The organism is Enterococcus sp. AZ103 (assembly GCF_051714685.1).
In the GTDB taxonomy this organism is placed as follows: Bacteria; Bacillota; Bacilli; order Lactobacillales; family Enterococcaceae; genus Enterococcus_A; species Enterococcus_A alishanensis.
The window spans coordinates 1,698,182-1,720,975 of sequence record NZ_JBIOSI010000001.1; the positions used below are offsets into that span (position 1 = coordinate 1,698,182).

At 35.0% G+C, this 22,794-nt stretch carries 21 protein-coding genes and 1 rRNA gene; 15 read left to right on the forward strand and 7 right to left on the reverse strand.

Annotation, left to right across the window (positions count from 1 at the left end; genetic code table 11):
• The first annotated feature begins 24 nt into the window (after nt 1–24).
• Nucleotides 25–140: ribosomal RNA gene (rrf, locus tag ID741_RS08540) — 5S ribosomal RNA — on the forward strand.
• A 99-nt stretch (nt 141–239) separates the two neighbouring features.
• Here the strand turns inward: rrf and ID741_RS08545 are convergent.
• The 3 genes from ID741_RS08545 to ID741_RS08555 all read right to left on the reverse strand — a co-directional run bounded on the left by ID741_RS08545 (nt 240) and on the right by ID741_RS08555 (nt 3,279).
• Nucleotides 240–1,145, reverse strand: coding sequence for a lactate/malate family dehydrogenase (locus tag ID741_RS08545; RefSeq protein WP_438719722.1), 906 nt, complete (start codon nt 1,143–1,145; stop codon nt 240–242).
• A gap of 74 nt (nt 1,146–1,219) precedes the next feature.
• Nucleotides 1,220–1,672, reverse strand: a complete 453-nt coding sequence (gene nrdI / locus ID741_RS08550; protein ID WP_438719723.1) for a class Ib ribonucleoside-diphosphate reductase assembly flavoprotein NrdI — start codon at nt 1,670–1,672, stop codon at nt 1,220–1,222.
• 455 nt (nt 1,673–2,127) lie between these two features.
• Entirely contained in the window at nt 2,128–3,279 is a 1,152-nt protein-coding gene (locus ID741_RS08555; protein ID WP_438719724.1) for a hydroxymethylglutaryl-CoA synthase, read from the reverse strand.
• 157 nt (nt 3,280–3,436) lie between these two features.
• Between ID741_RS08555 and ID741_RS08560 the strand changes: the two genes are divergently transcribed.
• Both ID741_RS08560 and ID741_RS08565 read left to right on the forward strand, forming a co-directional pair.
• The gene (locus ID741_RS08560) at nt 3,437–5,839 is read left to right on the forward strand and encodes a hydroxymethylglutaryl-CoA reductase, degradative (protein WP_438719725.1); all 2,403 of its coding nucleotides are present in this window, start codon (nt 3,437–3,439) and stop codon (nt 5,837–5,839) included.
• 52 nt (nt 5,840–5,891) lie between these two features.
• The gene (locus ID741_RS08565) at nt 5,892–6,638 is read left to right on the forward strand and encodes a DeoR/GlpR family DNA-binding transcription regulator (RefSeq protein WP_218324836.1); all 747 of its coding nucleotides are present in this window, start codon (nt 5,892–5,894) and stop codon (nt 6,636–6,638) included.
• Between the two features lie 43 nt (nt 6,639–6,681).
• On the opposite strand, the gene ID741_RS08570 is transcribed toward ID741_RS08565, so the two are convergent.
• From ID741_RS08570 to ID741_RS08580, 3 genes are read right to left on the reverse strand one after another with little or no spacing between them, the layout of a single operon-like run.
• On the reverse strand, nt 6,682–8,085 hold the full coding sequence (locus ID741_RS08570; protein ID WP_438719726.1) for a PTS galactitol transporter subunit IIC: 1,404 nt from the start codon (nt 8,083–8,085) through the stop codon (nt 6,682–6,684).
• 19 nt (nt 8,086–8,104) lie between these two features.
• Nucleotides 8,105–8,404 (reverse strand): PTS sugar transporter subunit IIB, encoded by a 300-nt coding sequence (locus tag ID741_RS08575; RefSeq protein WP_218324838.1) that lies wholly within the window; start codon nt 8,402–8,404, stop codon nt 8,105–8,107.
• Nucleotides 8,397–8,888, reverse strand: coding sequence for a PTS sugar transporter subunit IIA (locus ID741_RS08580; RefSeq protein WP_438719727.1), 492 nt, complete (start codon nt 8,886–8,888; stop codon nt 8,397–8,399). Before ID741_RS08580 ends, ID741_RS08575 begins: the two co-directional genes overlap by 8 nt.
• A gap of 185 nt (nt 8,889–9,073) precedes the next feature.
• Here ID741_RS08580 and ID741_RS08585 point away from each other — a divergent pair, with 185 nt between their 5' ends.
• From ID741_RS08585 to ID741_RS08630, 10 genes are all read left to right on the forward strand, one after another.
• On the forward strand, nt 9,074–9,865 hold the full coding sequence (locus ID741_RS08585) for a DeoR/GlpR family DNA-binding transcription regulator (RefSeq protein WP_438719728.1): 792 nt from the start codon (nt 9,074–9,076) through the stop codon (nt 9,863–9,865).
• 14 nt (nt 9,866–9,879) lie between these two features.
• Nucleotides 9,880–10,308, forward strand: a complete 429-nt coding sequence (gene lacA, locus ID741_RS08590) for a galactose-6-phosphate isomerase subunit LacA (RefSeq protein WP_438719729.1) — start codon at nt 9,880–9,882, stop codon at nt 10,306–10,308.
• Between the two features lie 23 nt (nt 10,309–10,331).
• Nucleotides 10,332–10,847 carry a galactose-6-phosphate isomerase subunit LacB gene (gene lacB / locus ID741_RS08595; protein WP_218324842.1) on the forward strand — a complete coding sequence of 172 codons (516 nt, stop codon included), beginning with the start codon at nt 10,332–10,334 and terminating at the stop codon, nt 10,845–10,847.
• Nucleotides 10,848–10,859: 12 nt separating this feature from the next.
• Nucleotides 10,860–11,786 (forward strand): tagatose-6-phosphate kinase, encoded by a 927-nt coding sequence (lacC, locus tag ID741_RS08600; RefSeq protein WP_438719730.1) that lies wholly within the window; start codon nt 10,860–10,862, stop codon nt 11,784–11,786.
• 22 nt (nt 11,787–11,808) lie between these two features.
• On the forward strand, nt 11,809–12,783 hold the full coding sequence (lacD, locus tag ID741_RS08605; protein ID WP_438719731.1) for a tagatose-bisphosphate aldolase: 975 nt from the start codon (nt 11,809–11,811) through the stop codon (nt 12,781–12,783).
• Nucleotides 12,784–13,087: 304 nt separating this feature from the next.
• Nucleotides 13,088–14,182 carry a tyrosine-type recombinase/integrase gene (locus tag ID741_RS08610; protein ID WP_218324845.1) on the forward strand — a complete coding sequence of 365 codons (1,095 nt, stop codon included), beginning with the start codon at nt 13,088–13,090 and terminating at the stop codon, nt 14,180–14,182.
• Between the two features lie 295 nt (nt 14,183–14,477).
• On the forward strand, nt 14,478–15,188 hold the full coding sequence (locus tag ID741_RS08615; protein WP_438719732.1) for a helix-turn-helix domain-containing protein: 711 nt from the start codon (nt 14,478–14,480) through the stop codon (nt 15,186–15,188).
• A gap of 310 nt (nt 15,189–15,498) precedes the next feature.
• Nucleotides 15,499–16,989, forward strand: a complete 1,491-nt coding sequence (allW, locus tag ID741_RS08620) for an allantoin permease (RefSeq protein WP_218324847.1) — start codon at nt 15,499–15,501, stop codon at nt 16,987–16,989.
• The gene (gene allB / locus ID741_RS08625; RefSeq protein WP_438719733.1) at nt 16,990–18,354 is read left to right on the forward strand and encodes an allantoinase AllB; all 1,365 of its coding nucleotides are present in this window, start codon (nt 16,990–16,992) and stop codon (nt 18,352–18,354) included.
• A gap of 153 nt (nt 18,355–18,507) precedes the next feature.
• The gene (locus ID741_RS08630) at nt 18,508–19,770 is read left to right on the forward strand and encodes an MFS transporter (protein WP_218324849.1); all 1,263 of its coding nucleotides are present in this window, start codon (nt 18,508–18,510) and stop codon (nt 19,768–19,770) included.
• Between the two features lie 32 nt (nt 19,771–19,802).
• Here ID741_RS08630 and ID741_RS08635 read toward each other — a convergent pair whose 3' ends face one another.
• Nucleotides 19,803–20,600: an alpha/beta hydrolase gene (locus ID741_RS08635; RefSeq protein ID WP_218324850.1), complete on the reverse strand. Its 798-nt coding sequence runs from the start codon at nt 20,598–20,600 to the stop codon at nt 19,803–19,805.
• A 163-nt stretch (nt 20,601–20,763) separates the two neighbouring features.
• Between ID741_RS08635 and allC the strand changes: the two genes are divergently transcribed.
• Both allC and allE read left to right on the forward strand, forming a co-directional pair.
• Entirely contained in the window at nt 20,764–21,987 is a 1,224-nt protein-coding gene (gene allC / locus ID741_RS08640; protein ID WP_438719734.1) for an allantoate deiminase, read from the forward strand.
• A gap of 21 nt (nt 21,988–22,008) precedes the next feature.
• On the forward strand, nt 22,009–22,794 hold the full coding sequence (gene allE / locus ID741_RS08645; RefSeq protein ID WP_438719735.1) for a (S)-ureidoglycine aminohydrolase: 786 nt from the start codon (nt 22,009–22,011) through the stop codon (nt 22,792–22,794).

Below are 22,794 nucleotides of genomic sequence, written 5' to 3' on the forward strand. Positions count from 1 at the left end.
AGCGAAGTTTACTCAACCAAATAGTGTGGTGGCGATAGCAAGAAGGATACACCTGTTCCCATGTCGAACACAGAAGTTAAGCTTTTTAGCGCCGATCGTAGTGAGGGGTTGCCCCTTGTGAGAGTAGGACGTCGCCACGCAACTGACCATCTATTTATAGGTGGTTTTTTTATTTTCTAAAGTGTATATAAAAAAATCGTCAAGTTTGTAGCCATTACACTATAGACTTGACGATTTTTTTAAATTGAGTTGTACATAAAATGAATTGTTTCAATTGTTTTTTGCCATTTCTGTTTTTCTAATGTATTTAAAGAAAGATCAAAGTCTTTTACAATACCACTACTTGAAATTTGTGCTGGATGGCCAACGTAAGCTTGATTAGTGTCATTATAGTTGCTAACTGGTGCAATCAATTGGCTATCATTTAAGATAGCTTCTACAATAGTTGAAGCAGCGTTCGCAATACCAAACGATGTGTAGCCTTTTCCACTGAAAGTAATCCAACCGCCTTTACGGGCTGCTACTTCTAATTCATCTAATTCTGTTTGGGAAAAATTTTCTTCAATTGGAATACCAGCTATTCGTACACTTGACCAGGCAACAAATTGCGATTCTCCATGTTCGCCGAGAACATACCCTTCGATTGAGGAAGGATGTACATTTAATTTTTGACTAACCGCATGACGCATTCTTGAAGTATCTAAAGTAGTACCAGTGCCGAAGACTTGATTTTTAGGTAAACCAGTTATTTGTTGAAGATATTGAGTAATCACATCACAAGGATTAGTGATATTGACTAAGATACCTTTGAATCCTGATTCCTTAATTTTTTGTCCCCATTCTTTTGCTACTTTTTTTGTAAAATTAAGTTCGATAAAACGATCTGAGGTACCTTGTAATAAACTAATATCGCCAGCTGAAAAAATAATAATATCGCAATCAGTTAATTCTGTTAGCGAAGGTTCTATTAGTTTTGTTTGACTGGATCGACCGATTTGCCCGTCAATTAAATCATTTATTTCCGCAAAAACAATTTTTTTATGTTGATCGAATAAAACCAACTCATCTACTAAATTTCTTTCAATTAAAGTATGTGCAGTAGTACTGCCAACATTTCCCACACCGATAATAGCTATTTTTCTCAAAAAAATCACTCCTCTATTAACTATTAAGGATGCCTTTTTTATGAGAAAATGTCAATAATATTATGAGGGGAAATCTAATTTTTGCTTTTGTTATTTAGTATAGTGTAGATTCTGGCTAAATCATCATTTGTACCGCGTAATTCGAAATCAGCTATAAATGGAAAATTAAATGCTTCACTGTACTGTTTAGCAGTTAAACAATATTGATAGTTAAAGTTTTTATTGCCGCTACCGACTATTCCTAAGCAATAGCGATAATTATCACTATATTCTAAGTAGTCTCTTAAGTTTTCTGTCAGAATTTCTTGATCACCATTATCGAGACCGTTACCTCCCTCAAGGTAAGTTGGTATAAAGGCGAAAAATTCTGTATTTTCACTTTCATAAGGAGTGTTATCTGAGATTTCTTTTATTTCTTCAATTAAGAGATTGTCCTGTGAAATTTTGTTTTGTTCGCGGCTATAAGCCATTAATCTTTTTACAAATGAGCGTGTGTTACCAGATATTGATATATATATAATGCGCATAATTGCTTATCCTCCTTTATGTTGATAAGTATAACATTGTTTGAAAAAAAGATCCGTCAACTTTTATGATAACGCTTGCAAAAACTTCGTAAATATGGTATAAAATAAGTGTAAGGGGTAGCATCCCTAAGAATTGCGAAGTTGGCAATTGTACAGTGTAACGTCTAAGATTTTGACAGATGCCGAGGGGCAGAAAGGACGTAGGGATATTTTGAGAACTCCTTACTCAAGAGTCAAAGTCTAACGAGGAAAGAGGCAAGTGGACAATAAAGAACCAACGACCTCTCACCAAATGGCTAAACTTAAACAAGAGACAGCAGAAAGATGGTTTAAGTTTGTAGAAAATGATTTCGTAAAGAAGGAATCGAAAGTAATCAGCCATTTAACTCGTTAGACTATTTTTGTGTCTAAAATTAGTAAAGAGGAGTAATCGTTAACTACGATTACTCCTCTTTTTAGTTATTGTAAATTCTAATATCATGATCAATTCCACGAATTGCAAAGTGTGACTTATCATCAAAAAGATATTGTTTTCCATCAGTTGGAATTTTTTTGCTGAACATCTCTTCATACTCTGGTATAGATAGTTGTGTACGTTTGTCTAATAAGGCAGAATGTTCTTTCTTGACTAAGTGATTTTCAAAACCAGGCATTACTTCTGCAGAAAAGAATTCACTCACTGATCCCGAGCCATAGCTAAAAAGTCCTACTTGATCACCAGCTGTTAATGAACTATTTTCTAGTAGAGAGATAAGTCCCAAATATAAGGATCCGGTATATAAATTCCCTACTCGTCGACTGTAGGTAATCGCCTCATCATATTTTTGCTCCAAACGTCTGGCTTCTTCTTCAGAAATAGTCGGATAAAGCCCCCTTAAAGCTTTACGTCCCATCTTCGTATATGGTAAATGAAAGGTTAAAGCGGCGTAATCTTGGCTATTCTTTTTATTGACTTTTTTATTTTCTTCCCAAACTTTTAAAAAGGAGTCAATATAAATCTCATTAGATAAGTGTCCATCTACTAATGGATAGTCATGTCCAGATGGTCGCCAAAAGTCGTAAACATCTTCAGAATAAAAGACGCTATCATTGTTTAATGCTAATATTTTAGGTTGGCTACTAACTAACATAGCTACTGCACCACAACCTTGTGTCGGTTCACCACCAGAGTTTAAGCCGTATTTTGCAATATCTGCAGCAATCACCAGCACTTTGCGATCTGGATGTGCAGCTATATAATCTCTTGCCTGTTGTAAGGCTACTGTACCACTGTAGCAAGCTTGTTTAATCTCAAATGATCGTGCATAAGGTTGAATATTGAGTAAATGATGAATGATTACTGCTGCCGATTTAGAGAAATCATTACTTGATTCAGTTCCAACAATAACCATATCAATTTTGTTTTTATCTTCATCAGTAAGAATTTTCTCAGCAGCACAAGCACCTAATGTAATAATATCTTGAGTAAAAGGAAGCATTGCCATTTGATCTTGCCCCAGGCCAATATGAAATTTATTCGGATCAACACCTCTAGCCAGAGCTAAGTCAGTCATATCTAAATAGTAATTCGGTACATGAAAAGCTATTTTATCAATTCCAATTTTCATGATTTCCTCCTTGAAAAATAATACTATGTAATCTATATCCATTAGCCAATATAACATAGAAAAGGTAGTTTTCACCATCAATCATTCTTAAGAATAATTAAAGCTCTATGTGTTATACTGTTTCTGGTAAAAAGACAATTTTTTTGGAGGTGCAACCTTGGAAGAAGTAGTGATTTTAAGTGCTGTACGGACACCAATTGGAAAATATAAAGGAACTTTAGCAACTGTTTCGGCTGTTGATTTAGCAGCTATTACAATTTCAGAAGCAGTCAAACGCAGCAATGTTAAAAATCAAGTGGATCAAGTAATTTTAGGCAATGTCTTACAAGCTGGCAGTGGGCAGAATGTTGCTCGACAAGCAAGTATAAAAGCTGGATTAGGTAACCAAGTTCCAGCAATGACGATTAATGAAGTTTGCGGTTCGGGTCTGAAGTCAATTATTTTAGCGATGCAGCAAATACAATTGGGGAGAGCTCAGCTAGTTGTTGCAGGTGGTACAGAAAATATGTCACAAGCACCAAAGCTAACAAAATTCGACTTTGAGACTGAATCATATCAAGAACCTATTTCAAGTATGATTTACGATGGTTTAACGGATGCTTTTAGTGGTGAACATATGGGATTGACTGCTGAAAAGGTTTCTGAACGGTTTGGTGTTACACGTCAGATGCAAGATAAATTTGCCTATGACTCTCAGAAAAAAGCCCATACAGCAAATATTTCTGGTAAATTTTCTGAAGAAATTGTACCTGTTCATTTAGCGGATGGAACCGTTATTGAAAAAGACGAAGGTATTAGAGAGAATGCTACACTAGAAAAAATGAGCAGTTTAAAACCGGCTTTTAAAGAAGAGGGGACGGTTACTGCAGCGAATGCGTCGACTTTGAATGATGGTGCATCTGCTTTAGTATTGGCAGCAAAAAGTTATGCGATTGCGAATCAATTGCCCTTTTTAGCAGAAATTGAAGATTATGCTGAAGTGGGCATTGATCCAAGTATTATGGGAGTTGCACCGATTGATGCGATAAACAAATTATTACAACAACGTCAAATGACAACAAAGCAAGTTGATTTATTTGAAATTAATGAAGCTTTTGCGGCTTCTTCAGTGGCTGTCGAAAGAGAGTTGGCGCTTCCTAAAAATAAAGTGAATATTTATGGTGGTGGAATTGCTTTAGGTCACCCGATTGGCGCTAGTGGTGCGCGGATCGTGACAACTTTATTATCAGCACTTAAAGACGAAAATAAAGAACGAGGAATTGCTAGCTTGTGTATTGGTGGTGGTTTAGGTTTAGCAATAATGTTAAAAAAAAAATCCCTTGTAAAAGAAGATAAGTTTTATCGCCTATCAACTGACGAAAGAATTAACCAGTTATTAACTGATAAAAAAATTCAAGCTAACGATGTTGCTGAACTAAAAAAAATGACCTTATCAGAAAAGATAGCCGATAATTTAATTGAGAACCAAATTAGCGAAGTTGAACTACCATTAGGCGTGGCTCAAAATTTTGTTGTGAATGGTGAAAAAAAACTTGTTCCGATGGCGACTGAAGAACCATCAGTAATTGCTGCTGCTAGTAATGCTGCTAAGTTAGTCAGTCAAGCAGGCGGTTTCAAGACAAAAGTATTGAGTCGTAAAATGATTGGACAAATTGTCTTTAATCAATTAAGTGATTTTACAATTGTTGAAAAATGGCTTACTGAAAATCGATTAAAGATTTTTGATCTAGCTAATCAAGCTTATCCTTCAATTGTCACTCGAGGTGGCGGCTTAACTGATTTAAAATCACGTAGATTTAAAGAAAAATTTTTTTCAATTGATTTAACGGTAGATGTAAAAGATGCAATGGGTGCTAACATGGTTAATACGGTATTGGAGGCTGTAGCTAACGAGATTCAACAGGCTTTTCCTCAAGAAGAACTTTTGTTTAGCATTTTAAGTAACTATGGAACAGAAGCGCTAGTTGAAGCAACCTGTCAAATTCCTTTTGAGGTAGTTTCAGAAGTAACTGCAAAAAAAATTGTTGCAGCAGGTCGTTTTGCGAAGTTAGATCCTTATCGGGCTGCAACCCATAACAAAGGAATAATGAACGGAATTGATGCTGTTGTTTTAGCGACTGGAAATGACACTCGGGCTGTAGCTGCAGCTTGTCATGCTTATGCTAGTCGAAATGGAAGTTATCAAGGATTGACTGATTGGTGGATTGAAGATGACACCCTCAAAGGTCGATTGATTGTGCCAATGAATGTTGGCATTGTCGGAGGAGCGACCAAAGTATTGCCTAAAGCTGTTTTAAGCTTGAAATTGCTAGCTGTGGACAGTGCTCAGAACTTGTCAGAAAATATTGTGGCCGTTGGTTTAGCCCAAAATTTAGCTGCAGTTAAAGCTCTAGTAACTGATGGGATTCAAAAAGGCCATATGGCTTTACACAGTCGGACTTTGGCCATCAATGCGGGAGCAAAAGATCATGAAATTGATCGAGTAGTTCAGTTATTAAAGCAAACAAAAGTAAAAAATTTAGAACAAGCAAAAGCTATCCTTGCGAAATTGCGTGAATAGGCTTTTTAAAGTTAGAAGATTTGGTCAGTATTATTTTTAGGAGGTGAAATCAGTGATAAAAGATGAACGATATAAAGAAATTATGCAATTGTTGAGAAAAACTGGAACGGTGAAAGTCAATGATATCATGGATAAACTAGATGTTTCTGATATGACAGTCCGCAGAGATTTAGCCAGTTTGGAAAAGCAAGGATTGCTTAAAAGAGTCCATGGTGGTGCGAAAGTGAATACTTTCAATGAAGAACTGTCCCATAAAGAAAAACGGATTATTCACATTGACGAAAAACGAGCAATCGTTAAAAAAGCGATTGAGTACATTCAAACAGGGGATACAATATTTTTAGGACCTGGAACAACGATTGAATTATTGGCACAATTAATCGATGTAGCTGATGTTAGAATCGTAACCAATTGTTTACCGGTATTTGAAATATTAAATCAAAAAAAAGAGCATCAGAAAATCTATTTAGTTGGCGGAGAAATGCGAAACAATACTCAGTCTTTTTTTGGCGATTTAACCAATAAAATTATTACTGATTTAAAATTTAATAAAGCCTTTTTCAGCTGCAATGCTTTAGTTGGTCAGGAAATTATGACTAGTACATTAGAAGAAGGTCAGACCCAAACATTGGCGCTAAATAATAGTCAAGAACGTTTTTTATTAGCTGATAGTTCGAAGATTGGTAAGACTGATTTTTGTGTTTATTATCGTTTAGATGAAGTAACAGAACTGATAACTAACCAAGATGAAACACACAAATATAAGCAATTAGACAGTTCATCAATCATTTTAGTATAGAAAAATCCCGAAGTGCATCGTGTGCATTTCGGGATTTTTTTGATTAATTTTTGGCTGCTAAGTAAGCGGCATTTCTTTTTTTCATTTGACGAGCGTACCAGATGAAGATGAGCAAATAGTCAATTAATGCGATAGCTGCATATAAAACAAATTGAATTTGTCCTTGGGATGCATTACCGACCAAATAACCTAAGAATTTTTCAATCGGACCTTCCATTGTTGTATGAGAAATAAGTGCATTCGAGCTCAAACCAGCAGGAAAGGCTCCAACTTTTTTCGCTGTTTCAGTAACAAATGGCGCAATTAGCGTACCTGACCATAAGAATAATGGTAATTCAATCGCGCCAATAACAATCATTCGAATTAATTTACCGCGAGTGACAACTAATAAAGCTGGTGTAACACCCATGGCAATAATTCCGCCTAATGGTAATAATTTATTTCCTGGAAGTACCATAGCTTCTAATAACATGATTGGTGCTAGCACGTTTGCAGCTGCCCAAATTTCGGCACGACCTGCTAGGAAAGGCCAATCTAAACCAATGTTAATCGTACGACCTTTTAATTTAGCTGAAGCGAAATCAGTGATCCCTTGAGATAAAGGTTCAACCGCGGCAATAAACCATGCACCAATTAAAGAGAACAGTTCCAAACAGGTTGCAGCTGTAAAGGCTAAAGCAAAGATCTCAGTTGGGTTTTGTCCAGCCAATAAACCAACAAAAATTCCTAAATAAATACCAATGGCAAATTTTGATCCCCAAAAGCCAATTTTACTATTCAATTTGGCTGCATCGAAATCATATTTGTCCAACCACGGGAAGATCTTGTCAAAAATTTTATCAAAGACCATAATGATTGGATTCATCATATAGTTCATATGAGTTGTTGTCATTGGATTTGAATCTGGTGCATCTAATAAATCATTAAAGGTTGGTTTCATTAAATCAGAATTGATAATTTTTAAAATACCGATGAAAATAACTAATAATGTGGCAATAAATAAGTTTGCGCCACAGAAAATGGCAAATAAACCAACGATAGAAAGATGCCAGATATCGAAAATATCAACATCTAAAGTATCTGTCTTTTTCAAGATCAGCATTGCGACATTGACAATCACCATAATTAATAAGAAGTAAAGTGTATAAGGTGATCCCCAAGTAATTGTTGCTAAAGGCGCCCAACCAACATCAGTGATGTTTAAGCTTAGTCCTGTTCGTTCAACAAAGTCGGCCATCGCACCTGAAAAAGCGTTAGTTAAAATTCCAATAATTGCTCCGATCCCGGTTAAAGCAATCCCTAATTTTAAACCGCCTTCTAAAGCACGGCTAGGTTTTACTTTGAAGAAAAGTGCGATGATGGTTAAGACAATTGTCATCAATGGGGCAGCCCCTAAATTAATTAGAGGCTGAAATATGCTGTTGGCTAAATCAATAATTGTACTCATGATATCCGTCCTTTTCTATTTAACTGATTGATTTGATGGCTTCTTCCATTTGATCATAAACTGGTTGAGCCATAGCTGGAATACGATATAGAATTGCGCCTGCATCTACAACGGGAATATCAATTTTGAAGCCTAAGTTGGTATTGGCAATTTGGGCGAAAATATCATAATGTGATAACATATCTTCATTTACATCTTTGATCATGACAGCATCACAAGAAACTTGATATCCTCTAGCTTTCATTTCTTTTTCTAATGCATCTTTGATTTGGTGGCTTGAATTTACTCCGGCTCCACACGCTGCTAAAATTTTAATCATTTAAATTCTCTCCTTTGAAATTTTTTTCTAAAAATTGATAAATCATTTTTGGGTCTTCCTCATTAAAGAACTGAATTAATTCTGTTTGTTCAACTGAATTAATAAAATCCATGATATCCGCTAGCAATCCTGACTGTTCTTCGCCATTTTGATTCAAAATCATAAAAAGAAACCGTACATTCATTACTTCATCTGGTTGAATCATATTATGAAATGGAATATCTTTCTTTAATTTGATAGGAACGATTCGAGTCGTATTGACAAATTCACTCTCAGTATGAGGAATGGCAATATTTGGTAGCTCTTGACTGATTGGCGCAAGATCTAAACCTGTTGGATAATTTACTTCTCTTTCTATTAAATTGTCTAGGAAATTTTCAGATACCAATTTTTTTGCTAATAAACTTTGATAGATTTCTTCAAAAACTGCTGTTTGAGAATTTTTTTCTGATACATAAATGGTATCCTCTGAAAAAAGTGACATTTCATAAGTACCTCCTTTTTTGTTCGAAATAGTTCGTTTGTTGTTTATGACATAATAATAAGCGCTTTCTTAAGATAAGTCAACCAGAAATCAAAAAAAAATAAACTTATTGTTGTTGAAAAATGTTTGTTTTTGGTTTATGATGAATTTGTATCAAGGAAAGTGAACAAGGAGGTGAGCACAATTTGTTGAAAAATGAACGACAGAAAATCATTTTGGATTTATGCGAACGAGACGGGATTGTTACTGTAAAAACAATCCAAGCGACTATTCATGTTTCTGATATGACAATCAGACGGGATTTAACTGAAATGGATCATGAAAAAAAATTGATCCGTATTCATGGTGGGGCCCAAAGTATTGCGTTCAATCAAGAAGATTCAACGGTTGAAAAATCTAGCATAGAAACACCAAAAGAACTTTCACATTTTGAAAAGAAAATGATTAGTACCGATGAAAAAAAATATATTGCAAAAAATGCAGCACAATTAATTAATGATGAACGAGAAACAATTTTTTTGGGACCAGGTACTACTATTGAATTAATGACTGAACATATTACATTAGAACACGTTCGAATCGTAACCAATAGTTTGCCAGTCTTTAACTTATTGAAAGATAAAGGAAAGTACGATCTTTATTTAGTGGGTGGTTCTTATAGGGAACATACCGGAGCATTTGTTGGTTCGGTTGCTGATGAAGTGATTCAAAAAATAGGGATTACAAAAGCTTTTGTCGGTGTTAATGGAATTCAAGATGGTTGGGTGTCAACCTTTAATGTAGAAGAAGGCAAAATTCAACAATTGGCATTGGATAAAGCCAACGAAAAATATCTGGTAGCTGATGCTCACAAGTTCAATCATCGTGATTTTTATAATTTTTATAATTTAAAAAAAGCCGATGGTTTGTTCACAGACTATACAATTTCCAAGAGTGTAAAAGAGCAGTATGAACAATACACAAAAATTTTTAATTAAGAGGAGGATTTATAATGCGGGTAGTAATTGGATCAGATCTTGAAGGAATGACATTAAAAGAAACAATCAAAACTTATTTAATAGAAGAAGGTTTTGAGGTAGTTGATAAAAGTGAAGAAGCGGCTGTTGATTTTGTAGAATCAACTTTGGCTGTTGCTCAAGATGTAGTTGCTAATGAAGGCAGTTTAGGAATCGCTTTTGATGGTTATGGCGCAGGCAGCTTTATGACAGCTACTAAAGTAAAAGGCATGGTAGCAGCTGAAGTTTCTGATGAACGTTCAGCTTATATGACGCGGGAACATAATAATTCACGGATAATTACTTTAGGGGCAAAAATCGTTGGTGATGAATTAGCTAAAAATATTGTCAAAGAATTTTTAAGTGCTAACTATGATGGTGGCAGACATCAAGTCAGAGTCGATATGTTAAATAAAATGGCCTAAGCAAATAGAAGGGAAGAAAGAACATGAAAATAGCAATTGGATGCGATCATATTGTAACAGATACCAAAATGGCGGTCTCAGATTTTTTGAAATCAAAAGGATATGAAGTATTAGATGTAGGAACGTATGATTTTACGCGCACACATTATCCAATTTTTGGGAAAAAAGTTGGTGAAGCTGTTGTTAGTGGTGAAGCAGATCTGGGTATCTGTCTTTGCGGTACAGGCGTCGGAATCAATAATGCGGTCAACAAGGTTCCAGGTGTGCGTAGTGCATTAGTACGAGACATGACGACTGCTGTTTATGCGAAAGAACAATTAAATGCGAATGTTGTTGGTTTTGGTGCACGAATTACAGGCGAGTTCTTGATTTGTGATATTGCAGAGGCTTTCATTGAAGCGCAATATCAACCAACAGAAGAAAACAAAAAATTAATTGCAAAGATTGATCATGTTGAAAAAAATCATCCTGAACAAATGGATCCTCACTTCTTTGATGAATTTATTGAAAAATGGGATCGGGGAGAATATCACGACTAAAAGGAGCGAATAATGCTTTTAACTATTACAATGAATCCTTCAATTGATATTTCTTATCCGCTAGAGAAATTTCAGTTGGATACAGTTAATCGGGTAACAGATACACGAAAAACTGCTGGTGGCAAAGGTTTAAATGTCACGAGAGTGTTGAAACAGTTGTCAACAGAGGTGACTGCTAGTGGATTGATCGGTGGTTTTTTAGGAAAACAAATCCGGAGTCAATTAGAAGCTGAAAAAATCAACCACGCTTTCTCTCAAATTGAAGGAGAAACCCGAAATTGTATTGCCATTTTACATGAAGGCAAACAAACAGAAATCTTAGAAAGCGGACCGACTATTTCTCAAGGAGAAGCCCAAAATTTTTTAAATAATTTTACTGAATTGGTTAAACGAAGTAGTATGATTTCATTTTCCGGTAGTTTGCCAGCTGGTTTGCCGACTGATTTTTATCATCAAATGCTGGAAATCTGTCAACAACAAAATAAAAAAGTCGTTTTGGACTGTTCCGGAAAAGCTTTGGAAGCCGTTTTAGCTGGTTCTGCTAAACCATTTGTCATTAAACCAAATTTAGAAGAACTTGCTGCAATTTTAAATCGTTCAGTTGAAATAAATGATTTAAAAGATGTTTTGCAAACTGAAAAGTTCTCAGGTATCGAATGGATTGTTGTTTCATTAGGTAGTCAAGGGGCTTTTGCAAAACACGATGAAAAATTTTATCGAGTAAATATTCCAAAGATTGAAGTCGTTAATCCAGTTGGTTCTGGCGATGCTACGGTAGCCGGATTGCTTTACGCCTTGGATCAAGAAAAAGAAGATCAAGAAGTTTTAAAAATAGCCAATACTTTAGGGATGTTGAATGCACAAGAAAACCTAACAGGTCACGTAAATATGGATAACTTTGAAATGATTAAAAATCAAATAAATGTGGCACCAGTTTAAAACGAAGGGAAGAATTCAACTGATGGAATTAACAGAAAATAAAAGAAATTGTTTAAAACAAATAACCAATGAAAAAGGAATCATTGGTGCTTTAGCGATTGATCAACGAGGGGCTTTAAAAAAAATGATCAATAAGTATCAGGAGACTGAAGCAACCGCTGAACAAATTGAACAGTTCAAAGAAATTGTTTCAACTGAATTAACACCATTTGCTTCAGCAATTTTATTAGATCCAGAATATGGTTTGCCTGCTGCTGCAGCGCGGGATAAATCAGCTGGGTTATTATTAGCTTACGAAAAAACTGGGTATGATGCTTCTACTCCAGGACGCTTGCCAGATTTGCTATCGATTTGGTCAGTCAAACGCTTAAAAGAAGCTGGTGCAGATGCTTGTAAATTTTTACTATACTATGATGTTGATGAATCAGCAGAAATTAATCTACAAAAACAAGCCTTTATCGAACGAATTGGTTCTGAATGCCAAGCGGAAGATTTGCCATTCTTTTTGGAATTGGTTTCTTATGATGCAAATGATGCTGACAATAGTACAGCAGCTTATGCCAAAGAAAAACCTCATAAAGTAAATGATATGATGAAGGAATTTTCAAATAAACGTTATGGTGTAGATGTGTTGAAAGTAGAAGTTCCTGTTAATATGAAATTTGTGGAAGGCTTTAGTGAAGACGAAGTTGTTTATACGAAAGCTGAGGCAGCAAAATTCTTTAAAGAACAGTCAGAATCAACTGATTTACCATTTATATTTTTAAGTGCTGGTGTTTCGGCGGAGATGTTCCAAACGACTTTACATTTTGCAAAAGAAGCCGGATCAACTTTTAATGGTGTTCTTTGTGGTAGAGCTACTTGGGCAAACGGGGTGGAACCTTTCATTACTAAAGGCGAAAATTCAGCTGCCGAATGGTTAAGAACTGAAGGACGTAAAAACATTCAAGAACTGAATCAAGTCCTAAATGAAACTGCAACGTCAATTAAACTTTAAAAATAAAAAAATGACCCTATGAAAAATTGATTTCATAGGGTCATTTTTATGTTTCAAAGTTCAATTATTTTTTCGTAGTTTATATGAAACTAGGACAATGAATGACGTATGAAAAAATAAGTCAATTTTAATTATTTGTAACGACTTTTATTATAATATATGAAAAATTTATAATCAATTTAAACATAACAAAAATTTCAATTTTTTCAACAAAAAGTTTTATTGAATAAGCGTTGGTAAATTAGGATTTTTTCCTATTGTTTTTTCAGCCGTCAAATGAGCCGTCAGAAATGGGGAGAACAAATTGAAACTTGGGGAAAATATTTACTTAAGAAAAGATGGGCGTTGGGAAGGTCGGTATCAAAAAGGACGAAACAAAAATAATAAAATTAAATATGGATATATTTATGGAAAAACTAAACAAGAAGTTCGCCAAAAACTATATCCTTTAAAAGAAAAGTATACTCAATTGCGTATGATTTATGGAGAAGCCACTATGATATTTAAAGACTGGGTAGAATTATGGTTAGCAAATATAAAAGGGAAAATTAAACCTGCAACTTTTGATAGTTATTCTTATAAGTTGAAGCGTTATGCTTTTCAAGTATTAGGAAATCTCGCATTAAATGAGCTAGACCATATTAAGATTCAAGAATTTATCAATCAAATGATGGATAAATTAAGCAGCGGTACGGTAAAGGTCATTTGTCAAATTATAAAAAGTTGTTTATCACAAGCAATTTTTGAGGGCTTAATTCAAACAAATCCGTTTGATAAAATAAAGATGCCTAAAAATCAGCGAAAAGTGCGGGCATTACAACAATCGGAGCAAAAAAAACTTGAAGCTGTTGCTAAATCTGAAAAGAAAAAAGGCTTACCAATCATGTTAGCTTTGTATGCGGGATTACGCATTGGAGAATTGTCTGCGCTTAAATGGTCAGATATAAATTTTATCGATAATTTAATGCACGTGGGAAATACACTACAACGGGTTGCTTCTTATCAAGATGATTCAAAAACGCAAGTAATCAAGCATCAATCAAAGACACATTCTTCTATTAGGATCATTCCTTTTGGGGATAAAATTAAACAGTTATTGCTTCAACATCAACAAGAAGCCACAGGAGAATATGTGTTTTCAACAGGTGAGAAACCTAGTGAACCAAGATTATTAACCTATCATTTCCATAAAATTCGGGAAAAAGCAGATTTAAAAAATATCCATTTCCATCAACTAAGACACACTTTTGCTACTAGATGTTTAGAAAAACGAGCAGATATTTCATCTGTCAGTGCACTATTGGGGCATTCGTCAACTCAAATGACACTAGATATTTATGCCGATAATTTACTTGAACAACGTTGTAAAGTTATGGAAGTTTTAGATAGCTGTATTTAGTTTTTAAAAATTAATATTTTTAAACCAATAAATTTTTCAAGGAAATGTAAGCGAATTCTCAAAGTCTGAAAATAATTGTTCATTAAAATTAATAATTTTTCTAAAAATATCTTTAGCCGTCAAAAGCCGTCAATCCTTATCGTAAAGACTGATATCAAGCTATTATTTAGCGGTTTTCATAGTTTCATATAGAACAAGAAAAAATTATAGCAAAAAAATCAGCTTTTTTCTATTTTAAAAATAATTTTTTTATAAACGAAAAATAAATACTAGAAAAGGTATGAGGGGTGATTCAGTGTTCTGTATTTTGATATTAACTAATAACATTTCCAACGAAAAAAATTTTTGTGAAAAAATTCAGCAATTAAACTATGAGGTTTTTTGTTCGACACTTATTCTAAATTATTGGCGAGAAAATAATTCTTTGGGAAAATGGGAGGATTATTTTCCAATAGTCATGCTGAGTGAAACAGTGTCTGATTTAGAAGCCAGTGAGTTATTAAAATCGGTTGCTAGCAAAAGGACTGCTGTTTTCAGAATTGTGGATACATCAGTAGATGAACAAAAAGCCGAAATTTTAAAAAATGAAGGGTTTCAAGAATGGATTACTAAAAATGAATCCTTTAATGAGTTACGGGAATTATTGTTTATATATAGTGCAAAACAAATTAATCAAGAGAAAGAAAATAAAGAAAACAAATCTCCATCAATTTCATCTTGGAAATTATTAAAAATTAAGTTGTCGCCAGTGGAAGAGCGAATCTTAGATGTTTTAATTGAAGCTAAAGCTGCAACAGTTTCAAGAGAAGATTTAGTAAAAATAATCTGGAGGGAGGATCCTAATAATTCTAATTTAAGTCAAGTATCTTATCGAATCAAACGAATTAAGCATAGTATAGAAGAAGTTTTTGACATTCCTGATGGTGTAGTCACTGATTGGAGGAAAGGATATCGTTTAAATGACGAGTTTTATCAAAAAATTTATGAATCTTATGAATTAGCATAAATCTTGAGAATAAACATCCAATGGGATGTTTATTTTTTTGCTGAAAAAAAGTCAACTTACCAAAAAATATTTTGTATATATATTCACTTTTTAAGAAAATCTTTTGTTTGTTTTGAACAAAACTTAATGTACCCTTTAGCAAATTGAAACAATGTAAATTGTGTTAAAACCGCTTACAATTGTCTTAACAAGTAATTCAGATATAATTATTGGATTTTGTAATGACTAGTTGCCATGGCTGAGCATTTTAAGCATTCAATTTTTTTATACAGGAACGAATATTTTTACTACGAAAAGGAGAGTTAAAAACGTGAGTAATAATGACATTCAGTATTCTGAAGAAGAAGTAGCAAAGTTTAAAGCACGTGGGTATAATGATGATTTACTACCCAAGGGTCCTGACAAGAGAAATATGGGCATCAGTAATTATTTTACTTTATGGATGGGATCAATTCACAACATTCCTAATTATACTGCAGTAGGCGGATTTATTTTTCTCGGTCTATCACCTATTAATGTGATGTTGGCGGTTGCTATTAGCGCACTTTTCGTAGCAGCTTTTATGGTTTTCAATGGAATTGCCGGATCAAAATATGGGATTCCCTTCGCAATGCATTTGCGTTCGACTTACGGTGATCTGGGCGCAAAACTACCTGGATTTCTAAGAGGGTGTGTGGCGGCAATAGCGTGGTTTGGTTTACAAACTTATACAGGTGCATTGGCGTTAGTCATTTTAATTGGCAAGTTTTGGCCAGGATTTTTAGAAATTGGTGGTTCAACTCAAATTTTAGGTATTGGAATTCCCCAATTAATTGCATTCACTTTATTTTGGGTATTAAATGTGTTGATTGGATTTGGTGGCGGAGGTATCTTAAATAAATTTACTGGTATTCTAAGCCCGATGATTTATATAGTGATTATTGGTTTAACGATTTGGGCAATCAATGCTGCAGGTGGGATGGGCCCCATTCTTTCTTACAGTATTTCTGGCGCAACGCGTAATTTGAATCCGATTTTCGCTTACTTTTTAATTATTAATTCGGTCATCGCCGTTTGGGCAGCGCCAGGATCTAGTGTTTCTGACTTTACACAAAATGCTAAATCCACTAAAGACCAAATGGTCGGACAAACTTTGAGCTTGGTTATTGGATATGCTATTTTTGCTTTTTCAAGTGTGGTTATCTTGATTGGTGGTTCAATTCACTTTGGTATTCAAGAATGGAATGTTTTGAATATTATTGATCGATTAGATAGTCTACCAGTTGTCATTTTTTCAATGGCTGTTTTCTTATTAACAACGATTTCGACAAACGCTACTGGCAATATTATTCCAGCGGGATATCAATTGACTGCGTTATTTCCGAAGAAAATTAACTATCGACGAGGCGTTTTAATTGCTAGTATTATTAGTTTCTTGATTATGCCTTGGCGTTTAATGGCAAACTCAGATAGTATTTTTATGTTCTTGAATTCGATTGGGGCAGTTTTAGGACCAGTTGCTGGGGTCATGATTGCCAATTATTACTTTATTCGTAAACAAAATATTGATTTAAATGAGTTGTATATGGATAATACCCGTGATAATAAAAACAATATTTATCATGGTTTGAATCGTCAGGCTTATATTGCAACAATTATTGCCTTAATTATATCTTTAAGTGGTCAATTTATTCCGGCGCTAAGAATGATTTCTGATGTTTCTTGGTTCGTTGGGTTTATTACAGCATTTCTGATTTATCTTGTGTTAAAAAAAGCATCAATCAAAAACGAAGTAACACCAACTTATGAGGAGGAAGCGTAAATGAGTCACGAATTAGTTATTAAAAATGGTTTGGTTATTTTGGAAGATGGAGAAGTGAACACAGATGTTGCCGTTGATAATGGTAAGATTACTGCGATTGGCAATGATTTAACTGGTGAAAAAGTAATTGATGCAGCAGGTTTAATTGTTAGTCCAGGAATGGTCGATGCTCATGTGCATATTACAGATCCTGGTGGTGGCTATCGTGATAATTGGGAAGGTTATGTGACTGGAACGGCTTCATGTGCCAAAGGTGGCGTAACTTCATTCATGGAAATGCCTTTGAACCAAGTTCCTGCTACAGTGGATAAAAAATCATTAGATATTAAATATGCAGCTGGTGAAGATAAATTAAAAGTTGACGTAGCTTCTTTTGGCGGCTTGGTACCATTTAATTTAGAAGGTGGTATTCAAGAATTAAATGATGGCGGCGTAGCAGCTTACAAATGTTTCTTAGGAACTTGTGGCGACCGTACTATTGATGGCGATTTTGAAAACGTTGATGATTACTCTTTATATGAAGGCATGAAACAAATTGCGAAAACTGGAAAAGTTTTAGCAATTCATGCGGAAAATGCAGAAATTACTGACCGTTTAGGTGAAATTGCCTATGCAAATGGCGAAACAACTTTAGAAGCTTACGTAAATACACGTCCGGTTTTCACCGAAGTTGAAGCGATCGAAAAAGCAATTCTAATGGCTAAAGAAACTGGTTGTCGGATTCATATTTGTCACGTTGCTTGTCAAGAAGGTGTCGAAGCAGTTATTAAAGCCCAACAAGAAGGTGTCGATGTAACTTGTGAGACTTGTACCCATTATTTATACTTTACAACTGATGAATTAGATGCGATTGGACCAGTCGTGAAATGTTCACCACCAATTCGTGACAAAGCACAAAAAGCAGGTTTATGGGAGCATACTTTAGGCGAAGGCATTAGTTTCGTAACCAGTGACCATTCACCATGTACACCAGATTTGAAAGATAAAGAAAATGCTTTTGAAGCTTGGGGCGGTATCTCAGGTGTACAAAATAATGTAGATGTTTTGTTTGATGAAGGTGTCCAAAAACGTGGCATGTCATTGAAACATTTTGCTGATTTAATTGCGGCAAATCCAGCAGACCGCTACAACTTAGACCAAAAAGGTCGGATTACAATTGGAAAAGACGCTGACTTTGTTTTAATCAAACCAAATGCGCCTTACACTTTAAAGGCTGAAGATTTAGAATACAAAAATCAAATCAGTCCTTATATTGGCCGTGAAATTGGTGCTCAAGTAGCTCAAACAATTTTACGCGGACAAACAATTTACAGTCAAGCAGAGGGTGTAACAAGCGAATTCCCTGGAACATTTATCAAAAAATAAGCACGTGGCTAGAGCCAAAATAAGGGAACTTATTTTTGTTCTAGCCTTTTTAAAAGAAAAAAATCTTCAATTTACATAACGTATCAATAGAATACGAAGAATCAGATGAATTTTGTCCTGCAAAATTGACTTGATATGAAAAGGAGTAGAGTGATGGAAACAAACGAAAATACTACCCAGTTTCCCTATTGGAAAAAAATAATTTTTATTCTAACTGCGGGATGGATTGTCATCTGGATTTACCGAACAGTATTGACCCCGATCTATCCAATTATCAGTGATTTTTTTGGTGGTGCGACTGATGCACAATTAGGAAATATTTCTAGTTTTTATTTTTTAGGTTATGTAATTATGCAAATTCCCTCGGGTTTATTGGTGGATCGTTTCGGAAAGAAAACTATCTTAATTCCCGGTTTCTTAATGTTTGGGGTAGGAACTTTGCTGGTTGCGACTGCACCAACTTTGAGTTTCCTGTTTGCTGGTAGTGTCTTAGCAGGTCTCGGTTGTGGAACTTTCTACGGAGTGGCTTACTCACTGACGACCGAATATGTACCGGCAGGGAAAAGAAGCTTAGCAACAGCAATTGTAAATAGCGGGACTGCGATTGGTAGTGGCTTAGGTTTGGTTTCTTCTAGCTATCTAGTAGGTGAAGGGATTTTACCTTGGCAAACATTGCTATTTGTCACAACTGTTTTAGTCATTTTAATGGTTTTCGTGTTTGCAAAATATATAAAAAAAGAACAACCAAAAGTCGTGACAGTTGAAAAAGTTCAACCAAAAGAAAAAGGCGGCGGTTTAAAAGCTTTATTTAAACCACAAATGATTGCCGCTTATGTGTTGTATTTCTCAACGTTATATACGTATTATTTAATTGATACTTGGTTACCTAATTTTTTGGAAACAGAAAGAGGTTTTCAAGGGACGGCAGTAGGTTTGGCTTCATCTTTAGTATTTTTTGCGGCAATTCCTGGAGCATTGTTTTTTAGTCGGATCGCCGACAAAATTCCTCATCGAAAAGTCGGGATTATCATTGCCTTAGAGATTGTTGCCGCAGGTATGTTGTTGTTTACTGTTCAAACTACGAATCAAATGTTTCTAGTCTTTGGGGTAGTTGGTTATGGCTTCTTTGGTAAACTAGCGGTTGAACCAATCATTATTTCTTGGTTAGGTCAGTTTGCACCTAAGAAAAGTATTGCAACTACCTATGGTGTATTTAACTTCTTCGGAATGTCTGCTTCAGTGATTGTTCCTTCGCTGACAGGTTTAATTTCTGATGCTATGGGTTCCAAAGTTTATGCGTTTTATTTAGCGATTGGAATTATTTTAATCGGTACTACTGTATTCTTTGTGATTAACAAGGTAACTTCTGCGAAAGAATACGCGTCAAAGTTAAAAAGTGAATCAACTCTCTCATAGAAAAAAAGCCGTTGGAATTTTCCAGCGGCTTTTTATATGGCATTGATGATTTGTTGATAAATCTCAAGGTTTCTTTTGGTTACACTGCGATCAAAGTCATGCTCATTTGCTTCAATCGTTATCAATTGATTATTCAAAATTTGTTGGCTGGCTTCTACTGAAGACTGATAAGGAACATCAGGATCTTCTGAACAATGAACTAAAATTGTTTTTGGAAATCTTTCCAAGTCCGTTTTTGTTAATGAAAACTGATTTGCTTCTTGGTGATTATTAAGCAACATAGTCTGCCAAGTACCAAATTGGCGAGCTGATAGATAGATAGGAAAACGTTTATCCATTTGGCCAGAAGTTAAAGGTTGTTTTTCTAAGAGATTTTCTACATCTAAAGGTAAAACTCGCGGATATTTATTATAAAAAGCATTAGGATAGTGAAATTCTTGCCAGTCCAAACGATTGTAGCCATAAAAACTGATAAAGGCTTTTGGTTGTTCACCTGATTTTAAAAGAAGTGATGCAAGATAAGCGCCAGCAGATCTTCCTAGCAAAATATAATCGTTTCCTAGTTTTAAGGTTTGAATTGTCTCCTTTAAAGTACGAAAGATTTGATCTAACTTTGTTTCCGGTGCTAATAGGTAATCAATAGTAATAAAGGAATGGCCAGCTTCAAGGAATAAATCAATGTAAGCTTTTGGTAAATCTTCTCGTTCACCAAACACCAAACCACCACCATGAAGATAAACAATTGGTTCTTTGATGGGTTTCTTTGCTTCGTAGATGGTACCTTTTATCAGTAAGTGATCAAAACTATTTAAAGTGATTGTTTTCGGCATAAGTTTCCTCCTTAGTGATTTTATTTTATAGTAATTGAATTATCTCAAGACATTATGTCATTTACGCACAAAATATGCACGGGTTTTGTCTAAAGTCACCAATGATTGCAAGTTGGCAATCGCTTACAATAAAGATGTAAAATTAGACAGGAGGATTTTAAACATGAACTTAGCTGACGTATTGAAAAAAAGAATTGATGATTTATCTTCGATTGGGAATGATCCAACTGGTGGTATGACTAGACTTTTATACACAGATAGTTGGTTACAAGCGCAAAAATACGTTGAACAACAAGCCAAAGATTTTGATTTAAAGACACATTTTGATGAAGTTGGGAATTTATTCGGCCGCGTAGAAGGTTCAGAACTACCCGCTGAAACAATTATGTCGGGTTCTCATATTGATACAGTTGTTAATGGTGGGAGTTTAGATGGACAATATGGTGTGATTGCAGCAATGACCGCGATTGAATATTTGTTAGCTGAACACGGACAACCAAAACGTAGTTTGGAATTTATTTCAATGGCGGAAGAAGAAGGTAGTCGTTTTCCAACCGTCTTTTGGGGGAGTAAAAATTTCGTAGGTGAAGCAGATGTGGATGCAGTAAAAGATATCGCTGATTCTGAAGGCGCAAAATTTGTTGATGAAATGCACCGCCAAGGTTTTGACTTTAAAAAAGAACAAACGCGTCGGGACGATATTAAAGCCTTTGTAGAAATTCATATTGAGCAAGGAAATGTTTTAGAAAACCAAAAATTACAAGTGGGTGTGGTCAATAATATTGCTGGACAACGCCGTTACAATATTAATTTAAAAGGTGAGGCCAATCATGCTGGAACAACACCGATGAGCTATCGCCATGATACCGTTTATGCTTTTTCTAAAATTTGTTCAGAAGCGATTGATCGGGCGAATGAAGTGGGTGATCCACTAGTATTGACTTTCGGTAAAGTAATTCCAAAACCAAATACAGTCAATGTTGTCCCAGGGGAAGTAGATTTCACAATGGATTGTCGTCATACAGATGCCGAATTCTTAAAAAAATTCACTGGTGAATTAGAAGAACGAATGACTGAAATTGCTAAGAGCATGGGCATCGAAATTACTATTGATCGTTGGATGGATGAAGCACCAGTACCAATGAATACAGCGATTGTAGAAACGATTGAGAAAAAAGCTGATGAAGGCAATTATAAATATCGCGTAATGCACAGTGGCGCTGGTCACGATTCGCAAGTGATTGCGCCACATTATCCAACAGCAATGATTTTCGTACCAAGCATTAATGGTATTAGTCACAATCCGGCTGAAAAAACAGAATTTCCAGATTTATTAGAAGGCGTAAAACTATTAGCTGATACATTATACGAATTGGCTTACAAATAAAAAAGAAGAGGCGATTAATCAATGGGTTACAAAAACGAAAGAATGGGTTATCAAAAGGACTTATTAAGCTCACGAGCTGTCATTAAAAAAAATAATTATGCGTTAATTCCACACGATGGATTAGTCAATAATGTTCTTCCAGGTTTTGAAAATTGTGACATGTCTATTTTGGGATCACCAAAATTAGGTGCTGGTTTTGTTGATTACATCATCACTTTCCAAAAAGATGGAAAAAACTTAGCTGGTGTTGGTGGCGATGGTATCCAAACGTTAGCTTATGTCATTGAAGGGGCTTTAAAAGTTTCTGATGGAGAAAAAGAATATGAATTGACTGCTGGTGGTTATGCTTATTTTACAGCCGATCAAAAAATGTATCTAGAAAACAACCAAGAGACTGCAACAGAAGTATTTTTATATAAAAAACGTTATGAAGCTATTGATGGTTACGCAGCACATACAGTTGTTGGTAATACAAAAGACATTACACCAATTGAGTATGAAGGAATGAAAGATGTTTTGCTGTGGGATTTATTACCAAAAGATTTAGGCTTTGACATGAATATGCACATTCTTTCTTTTGAGCCTGGTGCTAGCCATGCGTATATTGAAACTCATTATCAAGAACACGGGGCCTATCTGATTAGTGGACAAGGCATGTATAACTTAGATAATAATTGGTACCCAGTTGAAAAAGGCGATTATATTTTTATGAGTGCATATGTACAACAAGCAGCTTATGCAGTGGGACGTAAAGATCCTTTAGCATATGTATATTCAAAAGATTGCAATCGTGAACCTAGAATTTAA

What these genes read in the sequence shown, in the direction of transcription:
- nrdI (WP_438719723.1), bottom strand. Translation starts at nt 1,672, where the DNA reads ATGCGCATTATATATATATCAATATCTGGTAACACACGCTCATTTGTA.
- ID741_RS08555 (WP_438719724.1), bottom strand. Translation starts at nt 3,279, where the DNA reads ATGAAAATTGGAATTGATAAAATAGCTTTTCATGTACCGAATTACTAT.
- ID741_RS08570 (WP_438719726.1), bottom strand. Translation starts at nt 8,085, where the DNA reads ATGAGTACAATTATTGATTTAGCCAACAGCATATTTCAGCCTCTAATT.
- ID741_RS08575 (WP_218324838.1), bottom strand. Translation starts at nt 8,404, where the DNA reads ATGATTAAAATTTTAGCAGCGTGTGGAGCCGGAGTAAATTCAAGCCAC.
- ID741_RS08580 (WP_438719727.1), bottom strand. Translation starts at nt 8,888, where the DNA reads ATGTCACTTTTTTCAGAGGATACCATTTATGTATCAGAAAAAAATTCT.
- lacA (WP_438719729.1), top strand. Translation starts at nt 9,880, where the DNA reads ATGCGGGTAGTAATTGGATCAGATCTTGAAGGAATGACATTAAAAGAA.
- lacB (WP_218324842.1), top strand. Translation starts at nt 10,332, where the DNA reads ATGAAAATAGCAATTGGATGCGATCATATTGTAACAGATACCAAAATG.
- lacC (WP_438719730.1), top strand. Translation starts at nt 10,860, where the DNA reads ATGCTTTTAACTATTACAATGAATCCTTCAATTGATATTTCTTATCCG.
- lacD (WP_438719731.1), top strand. Translation starts at nt 11,809, where the DNA reads ATGGAATTAACAGAAAATAAAAGAAATTGTTTAAAACAAATAACCAAT.
- allB (WP_438719733.1), top strand. Translation starts at nt 16,990, where the DNA reads ATGAGTCACGAATTAGTTATTAAAAATGGTTTGGTTATTTTGGAAGAT.
- ID741_RS08630 (WP_218324849.1), top strand. Translation starts at nt 18,508, where the DNA reads ATGGAAACAAACGAAAATACTACCCAGTTTCCCTATTGGAAAAAAATA.
- ID741_RS08635 (WP_218324850.1), bottom strand. Translation starts at nt 20,600, where the DNA reads ATGCCGAAAACAATCACTTTAAATAGTTTTGATCACTTACTGATAAAA.
- allC (WP_438719734.1), top strand. Translation starts at nt 20,764, where the DNA reads ATGAACTTAGCTGACGTATTGAAAAAAAGAATTGATGATTTATCTTCG.
- allE (WP_438719735.1), top strand. Translation starts at nt 22,009, where the DNA reads ATGGGTTACAAAAACGAAAGAATGGGTTATCAAAAGGACTTATTAAGC.